This window comes from Embleya sp. NPDC005575 (assembly GCF_040605455.1).
In the GTDB taxonomy this organism is placed as follows: domain Bacteria; phylum Actinomycetota; class Actinomycetes; order Streptomycetales; family Streptomycetaceae; genus Embleya.
The window spans coordinates 23,032-41,903 of record NZ_JBEXCV010000008.1; the positions used below are offsets into that span (position 1 = coordinate 23,032).

Annotated in this window: 10 protein-coding genes; 3 read left to right on the top strand and 7 right to left on the bottom strand. The window is 66.6% G+C overall.

The window, feature by feature from the left end:
* Positions 1 to 150 precede the first annotated feature (150 nt).
* Positions 151 to 3,009, top strand: coding sequence for a DEAD/DEAH box helicase (locus ABZS54_RS04430; protein WP_355531080.1), 2,859 nt, complete (start codon positions 151 to 153; stop codon positions 3,007 to 3,009).
* Complete coding sequence (locus ABZS54_RS04435; protein ID WP_355530942.1) at positions 3,006 to 4,406, top strand: SWIM zinc finger family protein; 1,401 nt, start codon at positions 3,006 to 3,008, stop codon at positions 4,404 to 4,406. The genes ABZS54_RS04430 and ABZS54_RS04435 overlap by 4 nt, the downstream gene beginning before the upstream one ends.
* Positions 4,407 to 5,337: 931 nt before the next feature.
* Here the strand turns inward: ABZS54_RS04435 and ABZS54_RS04440 are convergent.
* The 4 genes from ABZS54_RS04440 to ABZS54_RS04455 are packed head-to-tail and all read right to left on the bottom strand — an operon-like array spanning position 5,338 to position 13,567.
* Positions 5,338 to 8,601 carry a type I restriction endonuclease subunit R gene (locus ABZS54_RS04440; RefSeq protein ID WP_355530944.1) on the bottom strand — a complete coding sequence of 1,088 codons (3,264 nt, stop codon included), beginning with the start codon at positions 8,599 to 8,601 and terminating at the stop codon, positions 5,338 to 5,340.
* On the bottom strand, positions 8,598 to 9,791 hold the full coding sequence (locus ABZS54_RS04445; protein ID WP_355530946.1) for a restriction endonuclease subunit S: 1,194 nt from the start codon (positions 9,789 to 9,791) through the stop codon (positions 8,598 to 8,600). Before ABZS54_RS04445 ends, ABZS54_RS04440 begins: the two co-directional genes overlap by 4 nt.
* On the bottom strand, positions 9,784 to 11,409 hold the full coding sequence (locus ABZS54_RS04450; protein ID WP_355530948.1) for a class I SAM-dependent DNA methyltransferase: 1,626 nt from the start codon (positions 11,407 to 11,409) through the stop codon (positions 9,784 to 9,786). The genes ABZS54_RS04445 and ABZS54_RS04450 overlap by 8 nt, the downstream gene beginning before the upstream one ends.
* Before the next feature lie 16 nt (positions 11,410 to 11,425).
* On the bottom strand, positions 11,426 to 13,567 hold the full coding sequence (locus ABZS54_RS04455; RefSeq protein WP_355530950.1) for a hypothetical protein: 2,142 nt from the start codon (positions 13,565 to 13,567) through the stop codon (positions 11,426 to 11,428).
* Between the two features lie 625 nt (positions 13,568 to 14,192).
* Between ABZS54_RS04455 and ABZS54_RS04460 the strand changes: the two genes are divergently transcribed.
* Positions 14,193 to 15,917, top strand: a complete 1,725-nt coding sequence (locus tag ABZS54_RS04460) for a DUF6119 family protein (RefSeq protein WP_355530952.1) — start codon at positions 14,193 to 14,195, stop codon at positions 15,915 to 15,917.
* Positions 15,918 to 16,374: 457 nt separating this feature from the next.
* Here ABZS54_RS04460 and fxlM read toward each other — a convergent pair whose 3' ends face one another.
* From fxlM to ABZS54_RS04475, 3 genes are all read right to left on the bottom strand, one after another.
* The gene (gene fxlM, locus ABZS54_RS04465; protein ID WP_355530953.1) at positions 16,375 to 17,601 is read right to left on the bottom strand and encodes a methyltransferase, FxLD system; all 1,227 of its coding nucleotides are present in this window, start codon (positions 17,599 to 17,601) and stop codon (positions 16,375 to 16,377) included.
* Between the two features lie 222 nt (positions 17,602 to 17,823).
* Positions 17,824 to 18,630, bottom strand: a complete 807-nt coding sequence (locus tag ABZS54_RS04470) for an aminoglycoside phosphotransferase (protein WP_355530954.1) — start codon at positions 18,628 to 18,630, stop codon at positions 17,824 to 17,826.
* A gap of 82 nt (positions 18,631 to 18,712) precedes the next feature.
* Positions 18,713 to 18,868: a hypothetical protein gene (locus tag ABZS54_RS04475; protein ID WP_355530956.1), complete on the bottom strand. Its 156-nt coding sequence runs from the start codon at positions 18,866 to 18,868 to the stop codon at positions 18,713 to 18,715.
* Positions 18,869 to 18,872: the final 4 nt, after the last annotated feature.

Genomic DNA, 18,872 nt, shown 5'->3' on the forward strand with positions numbered 1-18,872 from the left:
TGCCGGGGGTATGCGCGATTTCGCGTCGTCTCGAACAGCTGTGGAGCGGTGCCAGGAGTGGGTGCGGTGACGAAGATCTACCCGTTGGCAGAACCCGCGACCCCACGCCCGTCCGAATCCGGCGGGCAGACCGCGGCCGAGTCGAGGACTGTGGACCGGGACCGACTGCTCGCTGTGCTGCCCGAACTCGCTGCGGGCGAGGCGGTGTTCCTTCCCGCAGATCCGCCCCGGTCGGGACGGGTGGCGTTCTGGACGCCCGACGGCGAGTCGCCGGTGCTCGGGGTGGAACCCGAGGAAATCACCGTGGTGCGCCCGCACGGCTCGTCCGTGAGCCGGGCCCGGGTGCCCGCCGTGCTGCTGCCGGTGGAGCAGGCGCTGCCGCTGCTGACCCGCTGCCGAGCCTTCGGCGCGGAGCGGGGCGGGGCAGTGTCGGCCGGCATCGCGTTCTGGGCTGCGGCGGCCCTGCACGGTCTGGGCCTGCTGGCCCGGGGCAGGGTGCTGCCCGGGGTGTCGTCAGAGGGCTTCGACGCGTGGCGGGTCGGCCCGCTGGACGTCGAGGACCACGAGCAGCTGGGTGCCCTGGCCGCGGCCATGCCTGCCGAGGCCCGCGCGGTCGCGGTTCCCGGCCTCTCCCCCCTTGCCCTTCCGGTGGCCGAGCCGTTGCTACGAGGCTTCCTGGACGCCGTGGCCGATTCCCTCATGCGGCCTCCCGCCGCCCGCCACGTGGCCGGCGGACCGGCATTCGCGGTCCGAGCGCCGCAGTCCGTGCCTCGGCAGCGCGCCTGGGCGGCGGAGGTCGCTGCCGGCCGGGACACGGGTCTGGCGGTGTCTCTGCGGCTGCAACTGAGCGGTCTCGACTCCTTCCGGGCTGTGGTCCAACTACGCAGCCTGGCCGATCCCACCGTGCTCGCCGACGCCGCGGACTTGTGGTCCGGGAGGGCCTTCGCCCCTGAACTGTTCGGCCCACGGGCTCAGGTGGACACATTGTTGACGCTGCGTCGAGCCGCACGCGCCTGGTCCCCGGCCGCGCGGCTGCTGGAGGCGGCTGTCCCGACCGGCATCGAGCTGTCCGACGAGGAGGCCCAGGCGTTGCTGGGCGAGGCAGCCGAGAGCCTTTCCGCAGCCGGGGTCGCCGTGCACTGGCCCAAGGAGTTGGTACGCGAACTGACCGCCACCGGGGTCCTGGAACCCGCGCGCCGCAGGGGGACGCAGTCCTCGGCCGAGTCCTTCCTGTCCTCCGGCGGGTTGACGGAATTCCGCTGGCAGATCGCGCTCGGAGACCGGGAACTCACCGAGGAGGAGCTGGAACGGCTGGTCCGGGCCCACCGGCCGATCGTGCGGCTGCGTGACCAGTGGGTGGTCGTGGACCCGGAGTTGGTCCGCCGGCTGCGACGGGCCGCGCAGTCCGGGACACCGTCGCTGACCGCGATCGACGCTCTGGGCGCCGTGCTGACCGGCAGCGTCGAAGTGGACGGCGAACAGGTGGAGGTCACCGCGAGCGGCGTACTGGAAGATCTGCGCTCCAGAATCGCCGCCCCCGAGGCCCGCGCCGCGCGCGAGCCCCAAGGGCCACCGAAGGCCCTGGTCGCGACCCTGCGCGACTATCAGCTGCGTGGCCTGAACTGGCTGCACCGGATGACCTCGCTCGGGCTCGGCGGCTGCCTCGCCGACGACATGGGCCTGGGTAAGACCGTCACCCTGATCGCACTCCACCTGCGCCGCCAGGAACGAAAGGCCACCGCCGGCCCGACCCTGGTGGTTTGTCCCGCCTCACTGCTCGGCAACTGGGAGCGTGAGATCCGGCGCTTCGCACCGGCCACTTCGGTACGCCGCTTCCATGGCCCCGGCCGCGACCTGGAGGGGCTCGACACGGGAGCCGATGGCGGCTTCGTCCTGACCACCTACGGGACCATGCGCCGAGACACCGAACGCCTCGCGGAGCAGCCCTGGGGCCTGCTCGTCGCCGACGAGGCGCAGCATGTCAAGAACCCGTACGCGCACACCGCCCAGGCGCTGCGCAAGATCCCCTCGCGGACTCGGGTCGCGCTGACCGGCACCCCGGTCGAGAACAACCTGTCCGAACTGTGGGCACTGCTCGACTGGACCACCCCCGGCCTGCTCGGCACGCTCACCTCCTTCCGTGACCGCTACGCCAAGGCCGTCGAGGGTGACCGTGACGAGCAGGCCGCCCGGCGGCTGGCCGCGTTGGTACGTCCCTTCCTGCTGCGCCGGCGCAAGTCCGACCCCGGTATCGCGCCCGAACTACCGCCCAAAACCGAGACTGATCAGCCGGTGTCATTGACGAAGGAACAGGTCTCGCTGTACGAGGCATTGGTACGCGAACTCATGGCCGAGATCGAGGAGAAGCAGGGCATCGCCCGGCGCGGCTTGGTGATGAAGCTGCTCACCGGCCTCAAACAGGTTTGTAACCACCCCGCGCAGTTCCTGAAGGAAGGTGCCGGGACGAAGTTGCCGGGCCGCTCCGGAAAACTGGAACTGCTGGACGAACTCCTGGACACCGTCCTGGCCGAGGAGGAATCGGCTCTGGTTTTCACCCAGTACGTGGCCATGGGCAGGCTCATCGAGCGGCACCTGGCCGACCGCGGCGTGGACACCCTCTTCCTACACGGAGGCACCACGGTCAAACGCCGTCAGGACATGGTCGACGCCTTCCAGGCCGGCGAGAAAAAGGTGTTCCTGCTGTCCCTCAAAGCCGCCGGGACGGGCCTGAACCTGACCCGAGCCGGACACGTCGTCCACTACGACCGCTGGTGGAACCCGGCGGTGGAGGACCAAGCCACCGACCGCGCCTACCGGATCGGACAGACCCAGCCGGTACAGGTGCACAAACTGATCGCCGAGGGGACCGTGGAGGACCGGGTCGCCGAGATGCTGCGGCACAAGCGCGAACTGGCCGACTCGGTGCTGGCTTCGGGCGAGGCGGCATTCAGCGAACTGAGCGACAGTGAACTGGCCGAATTGGTCACGCTGCGAAGGACGGGACGATGACCAGGCACACCCGGTCGCACCGGGAAGTCGCCCGCACATTCGAGGCACTCCCTCCGACCAAGGGCAGCCGAGCGCCCTTCGCCGAGTCCTGGTGGGGCCGCGAATGGCTGCGCGCCCTGGAGGAGTCCTCGCTGGACTCCGGCCGCCTGCAGCGCGGCCGGACCTACGCGCGTGGCGGAGCGGTGGGCCAGGTCACCGTCGCCCAAGGTTCGGCCGCCGCTTCGGTACAGGGCAGCCGCCGCACCCCGTACCGCTCCACGGTCCGGGTCGAGCAGTTGACCGACCGACAGTGGGACCAGCTGCTCGACATGATCGCCGAGCGGGCCGCCAACATCGCCGCTCTGTTGGACGGCGAGATGCCCGCCGGGCTCGCCGATGACGCCGTGGCCGCCGGTGTCCCGCTGCTGCCCGGTCCCAGGGACCTCGACCCCGAGTGCAGTTGCCCCGACTGGGGTTACCCCTGTAAACACGCCGCCGCGCTCTGCTATCAGGTTGCCCGACTGCTGGACCGCGATCCATTCGTGCTGCTGCTCCTGCGGGGGCGCGGCGAGCGGGAGTTGATGGACGAGCTCAGCCGTCGCAACACCGCTCGCGCAGCCGCCGAAGCCGCCGAAGCCGCAGCGTACGCGGCGACCACAGGCACAGCCCCGGTCGCGCCCCCGGCTCCGGCCGGCGACCCCGCTGGGCCCGCCTTCGCTTCCCACGCCGAACTGCCGCCCCTGCCCGCACCGCCGCGGCTACCCGAACGACCCGGCCGAGGCCCCGCACTGGTGGACTCGGCCCTCCCGGAACCCGGTGTCGACCCCGCCGCGCTCGAACTGCTCGCCGCCGACGCCGCGACGCGCGCCCACCACCTGCTCGCCGGAGCCCTCGGCGAGCGGCACGCCGACACCGCCCCGCCCGTCCCCCTCAGCGAATGGCAGGACGCCGTCCGCCTCGCAGTCGCCCACCCCACGACGGAGGTCCTCACCCGGATCTCCTCGAACTGCGGTCGCACCCCCGGCGAGCTCACCCTCGCCACCCACGCGTGGCGGCACGGCGGGGCGGCATCCCTGGACGTGCTGGAGAACGCCTGGACACCACCAACCCCCCGCCTGGAGCGCGACCGCAAGGCGCTGCGCGCGGACTGGCCGGACGACAAACCACCCCGACTCCGCGCCTGGCGCAACCGCTGGACCGTAGAGGGGCGAGACGCCCAACTCCGGCTGGGCCAGGACGGACTGTGGTACCCGTACACCAAGTCCCGAGGCACCTGGTGGCCGGCGGGCCCACCGGACGCAGACCCCGCCGTCGTCCTGACCGCCCTCCTCGAACCACGACGCCCTGCTCTCGGAGCCCAGACACCCGCAACACCCGAGGCGGACCGCCCACCCCGCACGGGGGCGCCGGTTTGGTAGAGACCGGCATCCCTGCAACGGGGGCTACGGAAATCCTCCACGTTACGCATGGCGTTCGACGTCGGCAGTCGGAGTAGTTGCTGTAACTTCGTGCCGGCAACGCGCCAGAGGCCCTACCGGATTTCTCCGATAGGGCCTCTGACCTGCTGGTCGGGGTGGCGGGATTTGAACCCACGGCCTCTTCGTCCCGAATCATGCGCGGGGTGGTTGGTGGAGTCATCTGCGCAGGTCAGAGGTGGTGCCAGGTTCGTTGAGGGTCACTGCTGGCGGCCCTGGTTGCTGTACTTTGCTGCTGTACAGCAGGGCCTGAATCGGTTTTCGGCGGCGACTTGGTTCTCGATGCTGCATCACGTGTAGTCGGCCGAAGCACAGGACCGGCTCTTGGTACGCCTGCATGCTCTCCTGCGTCCCGGAGCGGCATTGCTGCATCGATTCCATCAACAGCGAACCGATCCGTCGCGGCCACGTCCATGACACGTTCGTTCCTGTCGGCCCGGCTGCGTTCAGCTGTCAGCTCGAAGAAGCGGGGCTCGCGGACGTGACCGTGACCAAGGCGAACGGGTACCAGTTCCGGTGTCTGCGAAAAACCACGTGACTCGTGACAGCACCGGGAGGAACCGTACGTCGCCGCGAGCCGGGGCCTACCCACTGGTCTCGGGCATCCCGCGGTGGGGCGCTGTCGTCAACCAAGGTGCTGCCCGTGTGTCGTCGGGGTGCTCGGCGATGACGGAACGAGCGCCCCACGCCAGTGTTGAATCGATGACACCCGTCCGTCCTAGGACAAACGAACCCCGGGCACCGAGCGATATGCTCGACCGTCCGCCTAGTACGGCCGACTCGTCGTGGAGTCCGCACACGTTCGCTGCCCCTGATCGTGCGCATCCGGGAGCACGTGACTTACAACCCTCTTCCCGAATGCTCCGAAGCAGGGTTACGCCTGTGTCGCCCACTTGTTGGCGAAGTGCTCCATCTGCTCGAGGACCAATTCGATAGCGTTGGGGGCGTCCTCTGGCGGGTAGCCGCGCCGAGCGAGGAGGCGCTTGATGGTCGTGCGGAGCTTCGCGCGGACGGGTTCGCGAGAGATCCAGTCGGGCTTGAGCTGTTGGCGGATCTGGGTGACGAGGTCGCGGGCGATACCAGCGAGGATTTCGTCACTCATCAGGTCGCGGGCGCTGCCCAGATCGGCGACGGCATCGTAGAAGGCGAGTTCGTCGTTGCTGAGCTTGGGGTCGAACCTCTCGCCGCGCTTCGCGTCTTCCGCAATCTGCTTTGCCATCTCGACCAGTTGGGCGATGATTTCCGCACTGGTGAGCTGTTGCCTCATGTACTTGACCATCAGGTCTTGGAGGCGATTGGAAAAGGTCATCTGGCGGACGATGTTGTAACGGGTGACCTCGCGCATCTTCTGCTCGACGAGTCGGCGCAGAGCTTCGGCGGCCAAGTGCGGAGTTTCGCTGCCCTGGAGCTGGGCGACGAAGGCATCGTTGAGATGGGTGAGGTCGGCGGTTTCCAGTCCAGCCTCAGCGAAGAGGTCGGTGACACCGCCCGTCTCGACGACAGCGGAGGTGAGCTGGGAGAGGTACAGCGCGATGTCGCGGGCGATGGGCAGGCCGCGGGCTTCGCGGTCCATCGCGTCGAGCTTCGCCATGTAAGCACGAACCTCGACGAGGAACTGGATGTCGCGCTTCCACTGGGGGTGGTCGGGGAAGCGTGAGCCGATGTCGGAGGAGGAGCCGGCGAGTGCGAAGAACCGCTCCAGCCGGTGGGCGTGCTCCCGGAAGCGACGGCTGATGGTGTCGTTGCGGTTGTCGAGTTCCTCGGGGTTGTTACCCGGGGTGCGTGGGTCGCGTAGGTGGTTGGCTGTGCGCAAGGCGGCTTCGATGAATGCCCGTTGGGACGGCTTGGCCAGCAGCGCGCGCCAGTCCCAGCCGGTGAGGATGTTGTCGAGGATGTCGTACTCGTTGCGCAGCTCGTCGAGCGCCCGGTCAATGTCCTGGCCGAGGGTGCGATCAGCCTGGTCGTCAGTGGAGTACTCGGCGATGGCCCGCTGGAGGTTCTCCGTGAGGGGGGCATAGCCGACAAGGAGGCCGTCCTCCTTGTTGCGGAAGCGGCGATTGACACGGGCCAAGGCCTGCATCAGGTTGGCGCCCTTGAGGGGGCGGTCCAGGTACATGGTGTGGATCGGCGGGGCGTCGAAGCCGGTCAGGAGCATGTTGTTGACGATGAGAAGTTCGAGCTCGTCGTCGGGGTCCTTGGACCGGTTGATGACAGCCTTGCGCTGGGAGTCGCGTAGGGCGTGGGCGCGGAGGTGTTCGGGGTCCTTACGCGAGTCCGAGGAAAAGACGATCCTCATAGCGCCCTTGTCGACCTCGTCGCTGTGCCACTCGGGGCGCAGCTCCTTGAGGGCGTCGTAGACGCGGACGCAGATGTCGCGGGTGGCGCACACAATCATTGCCTTGCCAGCCGCCCCTCCGGGCTTCTTGGAGACGCCAACGAACGGCTTCATGCGTTCGCGGCGGGCCTCCCAGTGCTCCACGAGATCGGCGGCGAGGTCACGTATCCGGGCCGGAGCGCCGTACATAGCGTTCATAGTGGCCACGGCCTGCTCGATCCGGCGGCGCTCCGAGTCGTCGAGGCCCTCGGTGATCTGGTCGGCCTCTTCGTCGATCTTCGTGGGGTCGACGTCCTTGTCGAGGACCAGCTGCACGACACGGCTCTCGTGGTAGACCTTTACGGTCGCGCCGTCGTCGGCGGCTCGCTTGAGGTCGTAGATGTCGATGTAGTCTCCGAAGACCTCGCGAGTGTTGCGGTCGGCCTCGGTGATCGGGGTGCCGGTGAAGGCGAGGAGCGTGGCGTGCGGGAGGGCGTCGCGCAGGTGGCGGGCGTAACCGTTGAGGTTGTCGTAGTGGCTGCGGTGGGCCTCGTCGACCACGACGATAATGTTGCGTCGCTCGGAGAGGAGCGGGTGATCGGCGCCCGACTCCTTCTCCGCTTTGGTCTTCCCGAACTTCTGCAGAGTGGTGAAGAGAATGCCGCCGGTGCGCTTCGCGGCGAGCTCCTCACGGAGTTCAGCGCGGGTGAGGACTTGGCGGGGTGTTTCCGGGAGGATTTCGCTCTCCTGGAATGTGGAGAAGAGCTGGTCGTCGAGGTCGTTGCGGTCGGTGATAACGACGACGGTGGGGTTGTTCAGAGCGGGGTCGCGGGTAACGAGGTTGGTGGTGAGCACCATCTCCTCGGACTTGCCGGAGCCCTGGGTGTGCCAGACCACGCCGGCCTTACCGTCGGAGGCGGTGGCCTCGCGTACGGCATTGGCGGCGCGGGTGACGGCGAAGTACTGGTGAGGCTTGGCGATGCGCTTAATGTGCTTCGACGGGACAAAGTTGATGAAGGAGCGGAGCAGAGTGAGGAACCGCTCCTGGGTGAACAGTCCGTGCAAGGCCAGATTCTGTCCGGACTCGGCGAGACCGTCGGCGTCGAGGGTGTCAACGCGGGCACCGAACTCGTCGGTGTTCCATGGAGCGAAGTGCTCGTACGGGGTGAAGGGAGTGCCGTACTTCGCGGTGACGCCGTCGGACAGCAGCACGACGGCGTTGTAGCGGAAGGCAGTGGGAAGTTCCTGGGCGTAGTGCCTGATCTGCGTGTGTGCATTCTCGAGCGTGGCGCCCTCGTCGCCGGCACGCTTCAGTTCGAGTATGGCCAAGGGCAGGCCGTTGACGTACAGGACGAGGTCAAAGCGGCGGTTCTTTTCGCCGTCGATGACAGTGACTTGGCGGATGACTCGATAGGAGTTCGCGTTCGAAGAAGGATCTGTGTCGGTCAGATCGATGAGTCGGACGGTGGGGTTATGCTCGGCGCCGAACTCGTCGGTGTACGTGACGGAGCGGATGCCGGAGGTGAGGTAGCCGTGCGCGGTCCGGTTCTCCTCGTATGCGTCCTGAGAGGTTGGCGTCGCCGTGGTAGCGATGGCGTCGCGGACGGCGTCCGGGGGGAGGGCAGGGTTGAGGCGCTCGAGGGCCTCGCGCAGGTCGGGGTAGAGGATCAGGTCGTCCCAGGCAGCGCGGTGGCCCGAGCCGGGGGCGAACTCATTGCCGTTGCCAGGGAGCCAGGCAAGCTCGCCGAGCTCGCCGAGGGCGAGGTGCTCCCAGTCGATTTCGTAGGGGCGGAAGTTGGCGTCGTCGTGCGGTGTGTGCGTCATGCCTGGTCCTCGACAATCTTCTCGGCATCCTTCACACGGAGACGGCCCGACATGAGCTGGGGAAGAAGAGTGTCCCGGAGAGCAGCAAGGGTGCGGGACTCCGCACGAGCAGTAGCAGCCCTGCGAGCCATACTTTGGATCCGTTGTCCTGCGGTGCCGAACTGGCGTGGGTCCACAACTTCAGTCGCAAGCACCTCCGCAGGCCGAACCCTCTGATGGCTCTTCGAAGTGCCTGTGACCTTCGACGCAAGCTTTTCGATGAACCCTTTCTGCGCGACGACTGCCCACAGCTCGTGGGTGGACAGGTCTGCACGGGGACCGAGAACAAGGAATTCGGTTGAGGCGAGAGCAGGAATTCCAGATGTCGGCTCTACATCCCAAATTCGAGGGATATCTGGATTCAGCTTGGAGAGCAGCACTGCTGGAGCGAAAACCACGAACTTGCTGCTCTTGATGGACATCGGCGATACCCGCTCAGGGGATTTTCCCGCATCGAATGCAGGCAGGCTGTAGTGATCTACCCAGGCGTCTGCCATCTCCTGCGGAGCGGCCTGCTCTTTGCGTAGCGCACAAATCTCGTCAAGTCGAACACGCCTCTCCCAGCGGTCGCTAGAAGCGACAGCCAGTACCAGCTCTTCCATGGTGGAAGCGATGCGCTCGTTGACAGCGATCTTGTCATCCAGCGCCCCGAGGATGTCGACTACGCTGGCTTGCTGCGCCAGGGAAGGAAGTCTCAGCTTGAGCGAGTAAATGTCGCCCAAGCTAAGAAAATCGGCCATGTCGGTCTGCCCCTTAAGGGCATCGGCTTGTTTCCAAAAATCGACACTCTTGAACCAGTAGTACATATATCGTGGCTTCAGTGGGCCATTGGCGTCTGGCCGGAAATAGCACAACTGAGGGCTGTAAGCAAAGCGCGGTCCCTCGGCGGGCATGATAGCGACGCGCCCGACAGTCCCCTTAGTGGTTAGGACGATATCGCCAGGCATAGAGATTTTAAGCCCCATTACCTGTTCGCAAGCCTCGGAAACATAATCCTGGAACGATGACTCAATCTTGCCGTCCAGGACATCAGCGACCTTGAGAATAGGGAGTGGGTAGCGGTCCAAGTCGACAGAGCGTGGCCGACCGGCACCAATTTCGAGTAGGTTTTCGCCAACCAGTTCAGAGAGCTTGACTGTGCGTTCAGACATCGATTCGCTCCAGTTGCTTACGGATGACCTTTTCGAGGCATGAAGAATCCTCGAAGTGAACGAGGAGCTCCTTCGTCAGCCGGTCGATTTTCTCAGCGATGGGTTCGTCGTCGGTGTCGTCGGCCTCGACGGCGCCCACGTACCGCCCCGGAGTCAAGATGTACCCGTGGCTGCGTACCGTCTCCCGGTCGGCTGTGAAGCAGAACCCGGCTTCGTTCTCGTACGACCGGCCCTCCTCTTTCGCCGAGGCCGTGCCACGCCAAGCGTGATACGTATCCGCGATCTTGGCGAGGTCGTCCACGGTCAGTACGCGCTCCGTGCGGTCGACCATCTCACCCATGGTGCGGGTGTCGATGAAGAGGATCTCGCCGCGCCGATCTTCCAGGCGCTTCGCGCCCTGGGGCCCCTTGTCCTTCGCCAGGAACCACAGGCAGGCCGGGATCTGGGTCGTACGGAACAGCTGCGAGGGCAGCGCAATCATGCAGGTCACCAGGTCAGCCTCGATGAGCGCCTTGCGGATTTCGCCCTCACCGCTCTGTTGCGAGCTCATCGAGCCATTGGCCAGGACGATGCCTGCCGTCCCCTTCTCACCGAGCTTGCTGACGATGTGCTGAAGCCAGGCGTAGTTTGCGTTGGACTTCGGCGGAACGCCGTATTTCCACCTGGGGTCGGATTCTTTCCTCGCCCAGTCCTTGATGTTGAATGGAGGGTTGGCCATGACGTAGTCGGCCTTGAGGTCCGGGTGCTTGTCCTCAGCGAAGGTGTCGCCCCAGCGTGCGGCGAGGTCGCCATCGATGCCGTGGATGGCGAGGTTCATCTTGCCCAAGCGCCAGGTGCGCTCGTTGAGTTCCTGGCCGTATACCGCGATGTCGGACTTGTGAGTGCGGCCCCGGTGAGCCTCGATGAACTTGCCGGCCTGGACGAACATGCCGCCCGATCCACAGGCCGGGTCGTACACCCGGCCCTCGTACGGCTCCAGCACCTCGACCAAGAGCTGGACGACGCTTCGCGGGGTGTAGAACTCGCCGCCGCGCTTACCCTCAGCCCGCGCGAAGTTGCCGAGGAAGTACTCGTACACCTCGCCGAGGATGTCCTGGGCAGGCTTGTCGGAATGCCCGGTGAAGCGGGCGTCGCTAATGAGGTCGACGAGTTCGGCCAGGCGCTTCTGGTCGACGTTGTCCTGGTTGAAGATCTTGGGGAGGACGCCGGTCAGAGAGGCGTTCGCGCTCATGACGGCGGCCATCGCCTCGTTGAGGACTAGACCGATGCCATCGCTCTTTGCGCGGGCGGCGATGGAAGACCAGCGGGCGTCCTCGGGGACCCAGAAGACGTGGTGGCCGGTGTACTCGTCTTGGTCCTCCAAGAACTCCGCGATCTGTTCCTCGGAGATGCTTTCCTCTGCAAGTTCCTTCGCGAGGGCCTCACGGCGTTCGGTGAAGGCGTCAGAGACGTACTTGAGGAAGATCAGGCCGAGGACGAACTCCTTGTACTGGGCGGCGTCCATGGAGCCGCGCAGCTTGTCGGCGGCCTTCCAGAGGATGGCCTGGATCTCCTTGGGCGTGGAAGCGGTGAACAGTTCCGCCTGCGCCTCTACGGCTTTCTTCTGCCTGGGGGGCATGAGGTGCTGGTCTCCTTCAGCTCGTGGTCTTTGGGAGGTCGGGATTGAGGACGGTGAGGGTGCCGTCGGTGAGTCCGGCGGCAGTCAGCCGGTTCAGGTCCTCTAGGGCGGTGGCCTGATCGCGCAGGAGTGCGGCCCGTTGGGTGATCTCGGCGAGCAGCGTGTCGTAGCGGACCGCCTCTTCCGGGTCGAGGTCGGGAATGAGGATGTCCTCGATACGGCGAGCGGCCCGTACAGCTCCACTGGTACGGCGTTGCTGAGCGGCGGCCGTGCGAAGCAGCGCGGCCAGAACCCGAGGGCGCAGCGGTCGTTCGGCACCGGGACGGATGCGCAGGACGCGGGCGGGGAAGGTGACGACCGACAGGCCAATCTCATCGACATAAGCGCCGAAGCTGGGGTTGGCGGTGACGACGACGTCACCGGGCTCGGTGAACTCGGCGTGCTCGTAGACGGTCAGGAGCACGGTGCGGTCGATGCGGTGAGTGCCGGGAGGGGCTGTTCCCACGACTTCAGCTGGGGTGAGGACGTCATAGTGGCCGTCAGAGCGAATGTGCTCGGCGGCGATGCGGTGGCCGGGAAGGCGGCGCAGGCGACGGTCCTTGAGGAGACGGGTGACTGAGGTGCGCCGTATCTGTTGGTCGGCGGGGCGCAGTGCCGCGTGGGTGCGTAGTTCGCCGCGCAGGTCATGTAGGCGGCGGGCGCTGTTGGTTAGCTGGTTCAGGCGGACTTCTAGTTCGGAAATTTGCACAGGACGGTCGATGACGGCACGGGTGTAGCGGCTGGCTTGTGAGCGCTGTTGCGTTGTGAAAGCGATACCTGGCCGGTCCGCAAGGTTCCGAACGGGGAGAATGACGCCATGGCGGGGGTCATGATGGCTATCGCTGACCCAACCGGCGGCGCGCCACATGTGCACGTCCTCAGCGAGTACTTCGAGAGTTCGGTCAGTCAGGTCCTTCGACGAAAGATCGACGAGGAGGACGAGGCCCTGTCGCTTCCTGCGCGGGGTCCGGCAAAGCACCCACAGGGCGGTGCGATAACCGGGTCGGTAGTGCAGAACCCCGCCGGGGAGGTTGACCACGACCTTGATCAGGCCGGAAGCGACCAGAGCACGACGCAGTCGATCGGCATCGCCATGCGCGGGCAGGGCCTGCACGAGAGCCTCGGCGGGACCGAGGACAACAGCGCTGCAGTCCTCGCGGAGGAGATCAGTCAGCGCTTCCACGCGTTCCAATGTGGTCAGCGGGTTGCGGCCCTCGCCTGCCTCATAGGGAAGGACAGCGGCGATGATGTCCGGGTCAGCAAGGTCTTCGCTGGGTAGGTCGTTGCCTTCCCGGAGGTCGAGCTGGAACTCCATGATGTCGAGGACCAGCGCGCGTCGGCGGGACAGGCGCACGAGCGACGGCTCTGGCTCGCAGCCCAGGTACAGGTGCCCGGTGTCTGTGGTGTCCTCGGCGCGCAGCGCGGCGAGGAGGTCACCGGTTCGTAGATGCGGGATGCCGATGGTGCGACTGGCTTCCATCTCGCCGATGCCGCATAGGCGTGCGATGCACTGGGCCATCGCTTGGGTGACACAATCCGCGGCCAGGCTGTGAGCGCCCAGGCGGCGGCGTGCGTCGAGGACCCAGGTGAACGCCTCGGCTGGGGAGTAGGCGGCTTCGACGAGTTCGTCGGCCACCGCCTTGAGGTCGGCGAGACGCTCGCCCGCGTCAGCGGCTGCCTCGATCTCGCGAAGGAGGAAGGAGTCCTCCTCGTCGAAATAACGGGCGCGTACGACCAGCTCCGGCCAGTCGTCGTCGTCGAGCGGTTGGTTGTCCTGGTGGCGCAGGCAGATCAGCGCGGTCAGGACCTCGATGAGGATGGGGCCGGGCAGTACTTCGTTCCAGGCGGTAAGGGTGTGCAGGGCGAGTTCGGCGCGCAGGTGGCGGGCGTCTGCGTTGCCCCGGCCTGTGGCCAGAAGCCAGTCGAGAACCGCGCGGCCGTCGAACAGCGGGCGGGTGCCGTTTTGACGCACCGGCTGGGGGAAGTCGGGGTAGCGCCGAACCCAGGTAGTGACAACGGGACGTTTGACCTGGGCCAAGGCCCCGATTTCTGTGTACGTGATCTGCCAGGGCATCCGCTTAGGCAGGATGGGATCAGTCGCATGGTGCGCGATGGGCATCGGGGCTTGACCCCTTCCGGTTTCCGGTCCCCGTAACTCGTACAGGGCCTGCAGCCCCGGCGCCTCAGCCGGACTAGCAGAACTCTATCTTCGACAGTCTCCTATCTGTCCCCGAAGCTTTGATAACCGGGGTTATCAGAAATCTGAGCCACTGTGACCGCTTCTTATGCCACTTTGGTTTTGTCACGCCACGGCCTCACTGGGACGTGACGTCACTGCCCGGCTCTGGACCTCCGGCATTCCGCGACTTCAAGGAGCACGGTCATGAAGGTTCCCCCGATCGAGGCAGGCAGGGAAGCCGACGCGGACAGCGGAAAGAGCGACGCGATGGCGCGGCGGCCCCATCACGATGAACGAAATCGTGGAGGCCGCGCCCGCCCAGACTGTGGTGGAGCCGTCACCGCCGAGGCGGAGTAACCGAGGAGGCCGGGCTCCGCGAGCAGATCACACCGCTCGGCCCTTAACAAGGGCGAGTACTGCAAGGCCGGCCTCAACCAGGCGCGGACGAAGGTCTGGTGCGGCCCACGCTGCTCGCTTTCTAGCGGCGGACGCTCACGCGCCCGATTTGTCGCACTTCCCTGCCCCCAGCCGTGCGGCCCGAACGAGCCACCCACCCCTGCGCGCAGTGCGCGCACCCCGCACTCTGGAGGAAGCCTTGGCTCCCAGCACGTCCACGCGCACCCTGTACCGGCTCCGCGGCGTCGTCTCGACCATGGATGCGATGTTCGACGCCCTCGACATCGAACACCTCACGGAGATCGGTGCGAGCATTCATATTGCCGACACTTGGATGGGGACTCCGGCGTTTCTGATCACCGCCGGTTTGGAACTGGGCGAAGCCGAGTGGTGCGCCGAGTTCGCCCGCACCACAGGCGTTCGGGTCAGCGAGGAAGTGCGGCGCACAGCCGCACTGCTGCTCATCGCCGTCGACGAGGACGTGTACGCCATCGGCCGTGACCAGGGCTACCGGTTGATCCCCCGCCACCATAAGGACCAGCGGTTCGGCTTGTCATTCGCCATCCGTCAGATCGACCCGCTGCACATTCGCGGCCTCGTCTCCAACACCTTGGGCAGGGCCCGAACCGACATCGCCATTGTCCCAGGCGGCGCTTCGGCCCCCTCTCTCGGCATCCGTGATCACGCTCGCATCGTGCGCCGCTTGGGCGGGTATCTCGACGGCATCGAGCTCACGAGGGCCCGTAACGGGCGTGGCCAGGTATTTGCTGCGGATGGCGGCAGCGGGCTGCGCCTTCCCCTCGGCATTGAGCCTGGCGACCTGATCTCCGACATCCGTGAGATCGCCCGCGCCTGCCGCGACCGCTCGCCCCAGCCGGACCTGGAGTTCGTCGAACAGATCATGCCGGTCCAGGAGGCGGACACGCTCAGCGCGCTTGATCTGGCCCTGGACGAGGCGCTCGGCCTGCCCGCCCACGGCTTGGTCACCGACACCGTACCAATGGACCACCTGCACGATTTCGAGGTGGCGAGTGCCTGCCAAATGAAGATCAACAGCTCCGAGGCGTACCACTCCGACGGTTTCGAACTCGATTACGTCCTCGGGCGGGCCCGCGTCCAGCGGGCCGGACGGCGGCTGGAATCCCTCCGGCAGGGCACCGTCACGCTCTGCCGCCACCGGGGGACGCGTGCCCGAGCGTACGACGTTCTCGCGACCACCAATGTGCTGCGGTGGGTAGAGGCCGAAATCTCCCTCGGCTCTCGGCGGTTCTGCCTGATGGACGGCGAATGGTATGAGTTCGGCGCCGTATACATGGACGCCGTCCGGGCAGTCGTGGCACCGCTGTTCGTTGGCGTCACGGGGCTGAACCCACCGTCATGGGATCTCAGCAAGGATGAGGGCGCTTACAACCGCCACGCAGCATTGAAGCGGGACGGCTGGGTCTGCCTGGACCGCAAGAACGTGAAGAACCCATTCAACGCCACCAACCAGGTCGAGATTTGTGACCTGCTCACGCCGGACAACACGCTGATCTTTGTCAAGCGAGCGCATGGATCCGGCCCGCTCAGCCACCTGTTCAACCAGGCTCGGGTTGCTGTCGAGCTGCTCCAGGAATCCGCCGAGGTACGCGCCCAGTTCGCCCTCCGGGTATTCGAGGCAAGCGAGGGCAACCGCACACTCCCCGAGAACTTCACGCCCAAGCACCTCGCGTTTGCCATCCTCCTGAAGAACGGCACCGAACTCACCCCCGAGTCGCTGTTCCCATTCTCACTGATCACCCTCGCACAGACCGTGAAGACCTTGACGGCCAAGGGCGTCACCGTGGAAGTCGTGGGTATCCAGGCCACCGAGTCCAGCGCGGACGAAGCGCTGGACCTTGCTGCAACTGCATAGCGACAGCCCGTTCGCAACTCTCAGCCATGAACGGCTCGGTAGGCGCGCAGGTTCGGCCGGTGAGGTGACGTTACGACGACCGCCGCTTGCCAGCAGTCGTATGGTTCAGGTACGCAAGCGCCAGGAGGCGTTGGCCCTCGTCACACTCCGATGAGAGCGGGTGGCAGCGAGCGCGCTTGCGAGCTGCTCGGGGAGCCGGTCGGTCACCCACGCATACGGGGCTGACTGGTAGCTGTCCATGGGAAGCAGGCTGCCGAGCCCGGTTCTGTGACGCGAGTGAGGCCGCAGAGGGATGACCGTCCGAACGACCCGGCGGCTGATGTGACCATCGTTCCCTCGGAACTGAGGGCCTTCCCCACAACGGTCGGACAACACGGGTGCTGCCAGTGGACGTCCTGCTGGAGGCCATCGTGGTGGGGTTTCGAAAGGCCACGCAGGGTTGGCTTGGTGCGCCGTTTCAGGGCCAGGAGATCGTGACCCGCGTGTTGCGTTTGTCGATGACACGGCCCGCGGGCAGGTCCGTGTCGGCCGTTCCGACCGGGTACGCCTCGATGCGCGCTCCCGGTCCGGAGCGGTGGTCGCGGTCCCACGCGCGGATGTGCTCGGCCAGTGCGTCCGCGACTCTTTCGGCGGCGGGGCCGTGGCCGTACACCCCGAACTCGTAGACCGTCTCCTCGGGATCGACGGGCCTGGCGCGGGCGCGGTACGCGAAGCTGTCGCCGTCCACCAGCACGGGAGTGCCCAACCGCCAAGAAGGCGACACCAGCCCCTGGTCGACCGCCTCGCGATCGGCCGTCAGGAGACAGAATCCCGACGCGGCGCTCGCCAGCCACAAGTCGAGTTCGTCGAACGGCTCCATCGCTCCGACGGTCACCCCGGTCCAGCGCTCCACGCGGGGCTCCAGCAGAGCCTTCCGCAGCGACGCGGCGTCGACGGACATGTCGTCGTCGACCCGCAGGGCCACGTCTTCGTCGTGTAGGAGGATCAGACGTTTGGCATAGGCTCCGGCGCCCTGCATCGGAACGAACCCGCACACGCCGTAGCCCCGGCTCGTCAGGTGTCCACCCTCGCGTTCGAACGCCACCGCGCGCGTCAGACCACGCAGGTCGAGCGGCGCCACGATCCGGCCGCCCTCGGCGAGCTGGTCGTTCCACTGCGTCGCGATGTCCGGCGCCCCCACCGTGACCACGATGCGATCGAACGGCGCAAACTCCCGTGCGCCCAGCCCGCCGTCGCCGGTCAGCACGTTAACATCGGCCACGCCTGCGGCGGCGAGGCCACGCTTTGCCCGGTCGGTGACATCGGCGTCGATGTCGATCGTGGTGACCCGGCCGTCGGGCCCCACCAGCTCCCGCATCAGCAGCGCGTTGTAACCGCCGGACCCGACCTCAAGGACCCGGTGACCGGGCTTGAGGTCGAGAAGCATCAGCATCATCGCGATGATCTGCGGCGCCGACACCGAACTCATCGCCGCGCCGTTCTCGGCCCGCTTGGTAACGACGGCGTCGTATGCGTAGGCGCGTTCCAGCGGTACATCCGGCAGGAGCAGATGCCGAGGGACGGCCGCGAAAGCGTCCACGACCTCACGCGACAAGGGCATCTTGAGCGCCGCGAAATCACGTACGAGCGTGTCGACCATCGCCGCGCGCAGCGACTCGGGATGGGGGATGGTTTGGGAGTCCATCTCGGGGAGTCTAGGCATCGAACCTCCAGTTCTCGGTGATTCGCGCGGGTGCTGAGCCGGTTCCGACACCTGCCGACAGACTCTATTGATCGCTGTTCCGTCACGTGGCCGCTTCGCAGGGGGCAGCTCATGAGTGCGCCGCTTTTCTGCCATCGCGGTATCGGGGCGATCGGCTGCTGCGTAGAAGCCGGTGCACTGGTGGTCGTGCTACGAGCTCCCGGTTTAGGGGGTCGTCGAGTTCGTGTGGCGGGCCCACTCGGCTGCGGCCTGCGTGAGGCGCGTCTTCCAGTCCTGTGGGTCGTTGGCCGCGATCTCGGCCCAGAGTCTGGAGCACGCCTGGGCGAACACGGCGACTGCTTGGCGTGGAGCCGTGGCCCAAGCGGGCAATTCTCGCCGGGCCCACCGGTCCGCGTCGTGGGCAGGATGACCGGCGTCGATGAGCCTGGTGATCAGGTACGACGGGTCCGCCCACGCGGGGCCCGCGGTGGGCCACGCCCAGTCGATCAGAAGTGCGCGCTCGTCGGAGACGAGCACGTTGTGCGGCGCGCAGTCCGTGTGCAGCAGTGCGTCCCCATGAAGCAACGTGCGCTCGCCGTCGTTCACGTACGACGCGAAGCGCTCGTCGAGGCGTTTGAGGGGTACGTCCGGCAGCGGGATCTCGCTCAGGCGTCGCAGCACGGCCGCGACGCGCGGAAGGTCCGGCGACCCGGGTGCGAAGTCCGCGTGCCGACCGCGCACGGCTTCGAAGCCGAGGAGGCTCCAGCCGTTCGTTTCGAGGCGCCAGAGCAGCCGCGGGGAGACGGCGACGACGTACGGGTTGATCATCGCCTCCCGCTCCTGGGTGCGCACCTGTCCGTGGCCGGAGGGGATGCCCTTGAGGAACACCTCGCCGTCGGGCACGTGCAGGAGGGTGGCGATGCCGGAGTTGACGCCCTCGGAGGCGGTGATCGCCTTCAGTACCGGGCCGGTCCGGGCCTCCACGGCGTGTCGGACTGCAATGGGAAGGTCCTCCCAATCGATCCGGGGCATGGACAAGCGAGGGCTCCTTGGGCGGACGTCGGGCCGCCCCGTGCACAACGGGGCGGCCCGAGTGCCGGCGACACGGAGCCCGTCAGTAGGGCTGGTCGTCGTCGGCGCTGCAACTGCATCCCGTGGACTCTACGAGTTCGTCCAGGCTGAGCACGACCTCCAAGTCCGGGACCGTCGCGGATTCCTCCGGACGGGTCTCGCTCGGCCGGGTCGTGATTTCGACCATGACGGCGTCCATGACC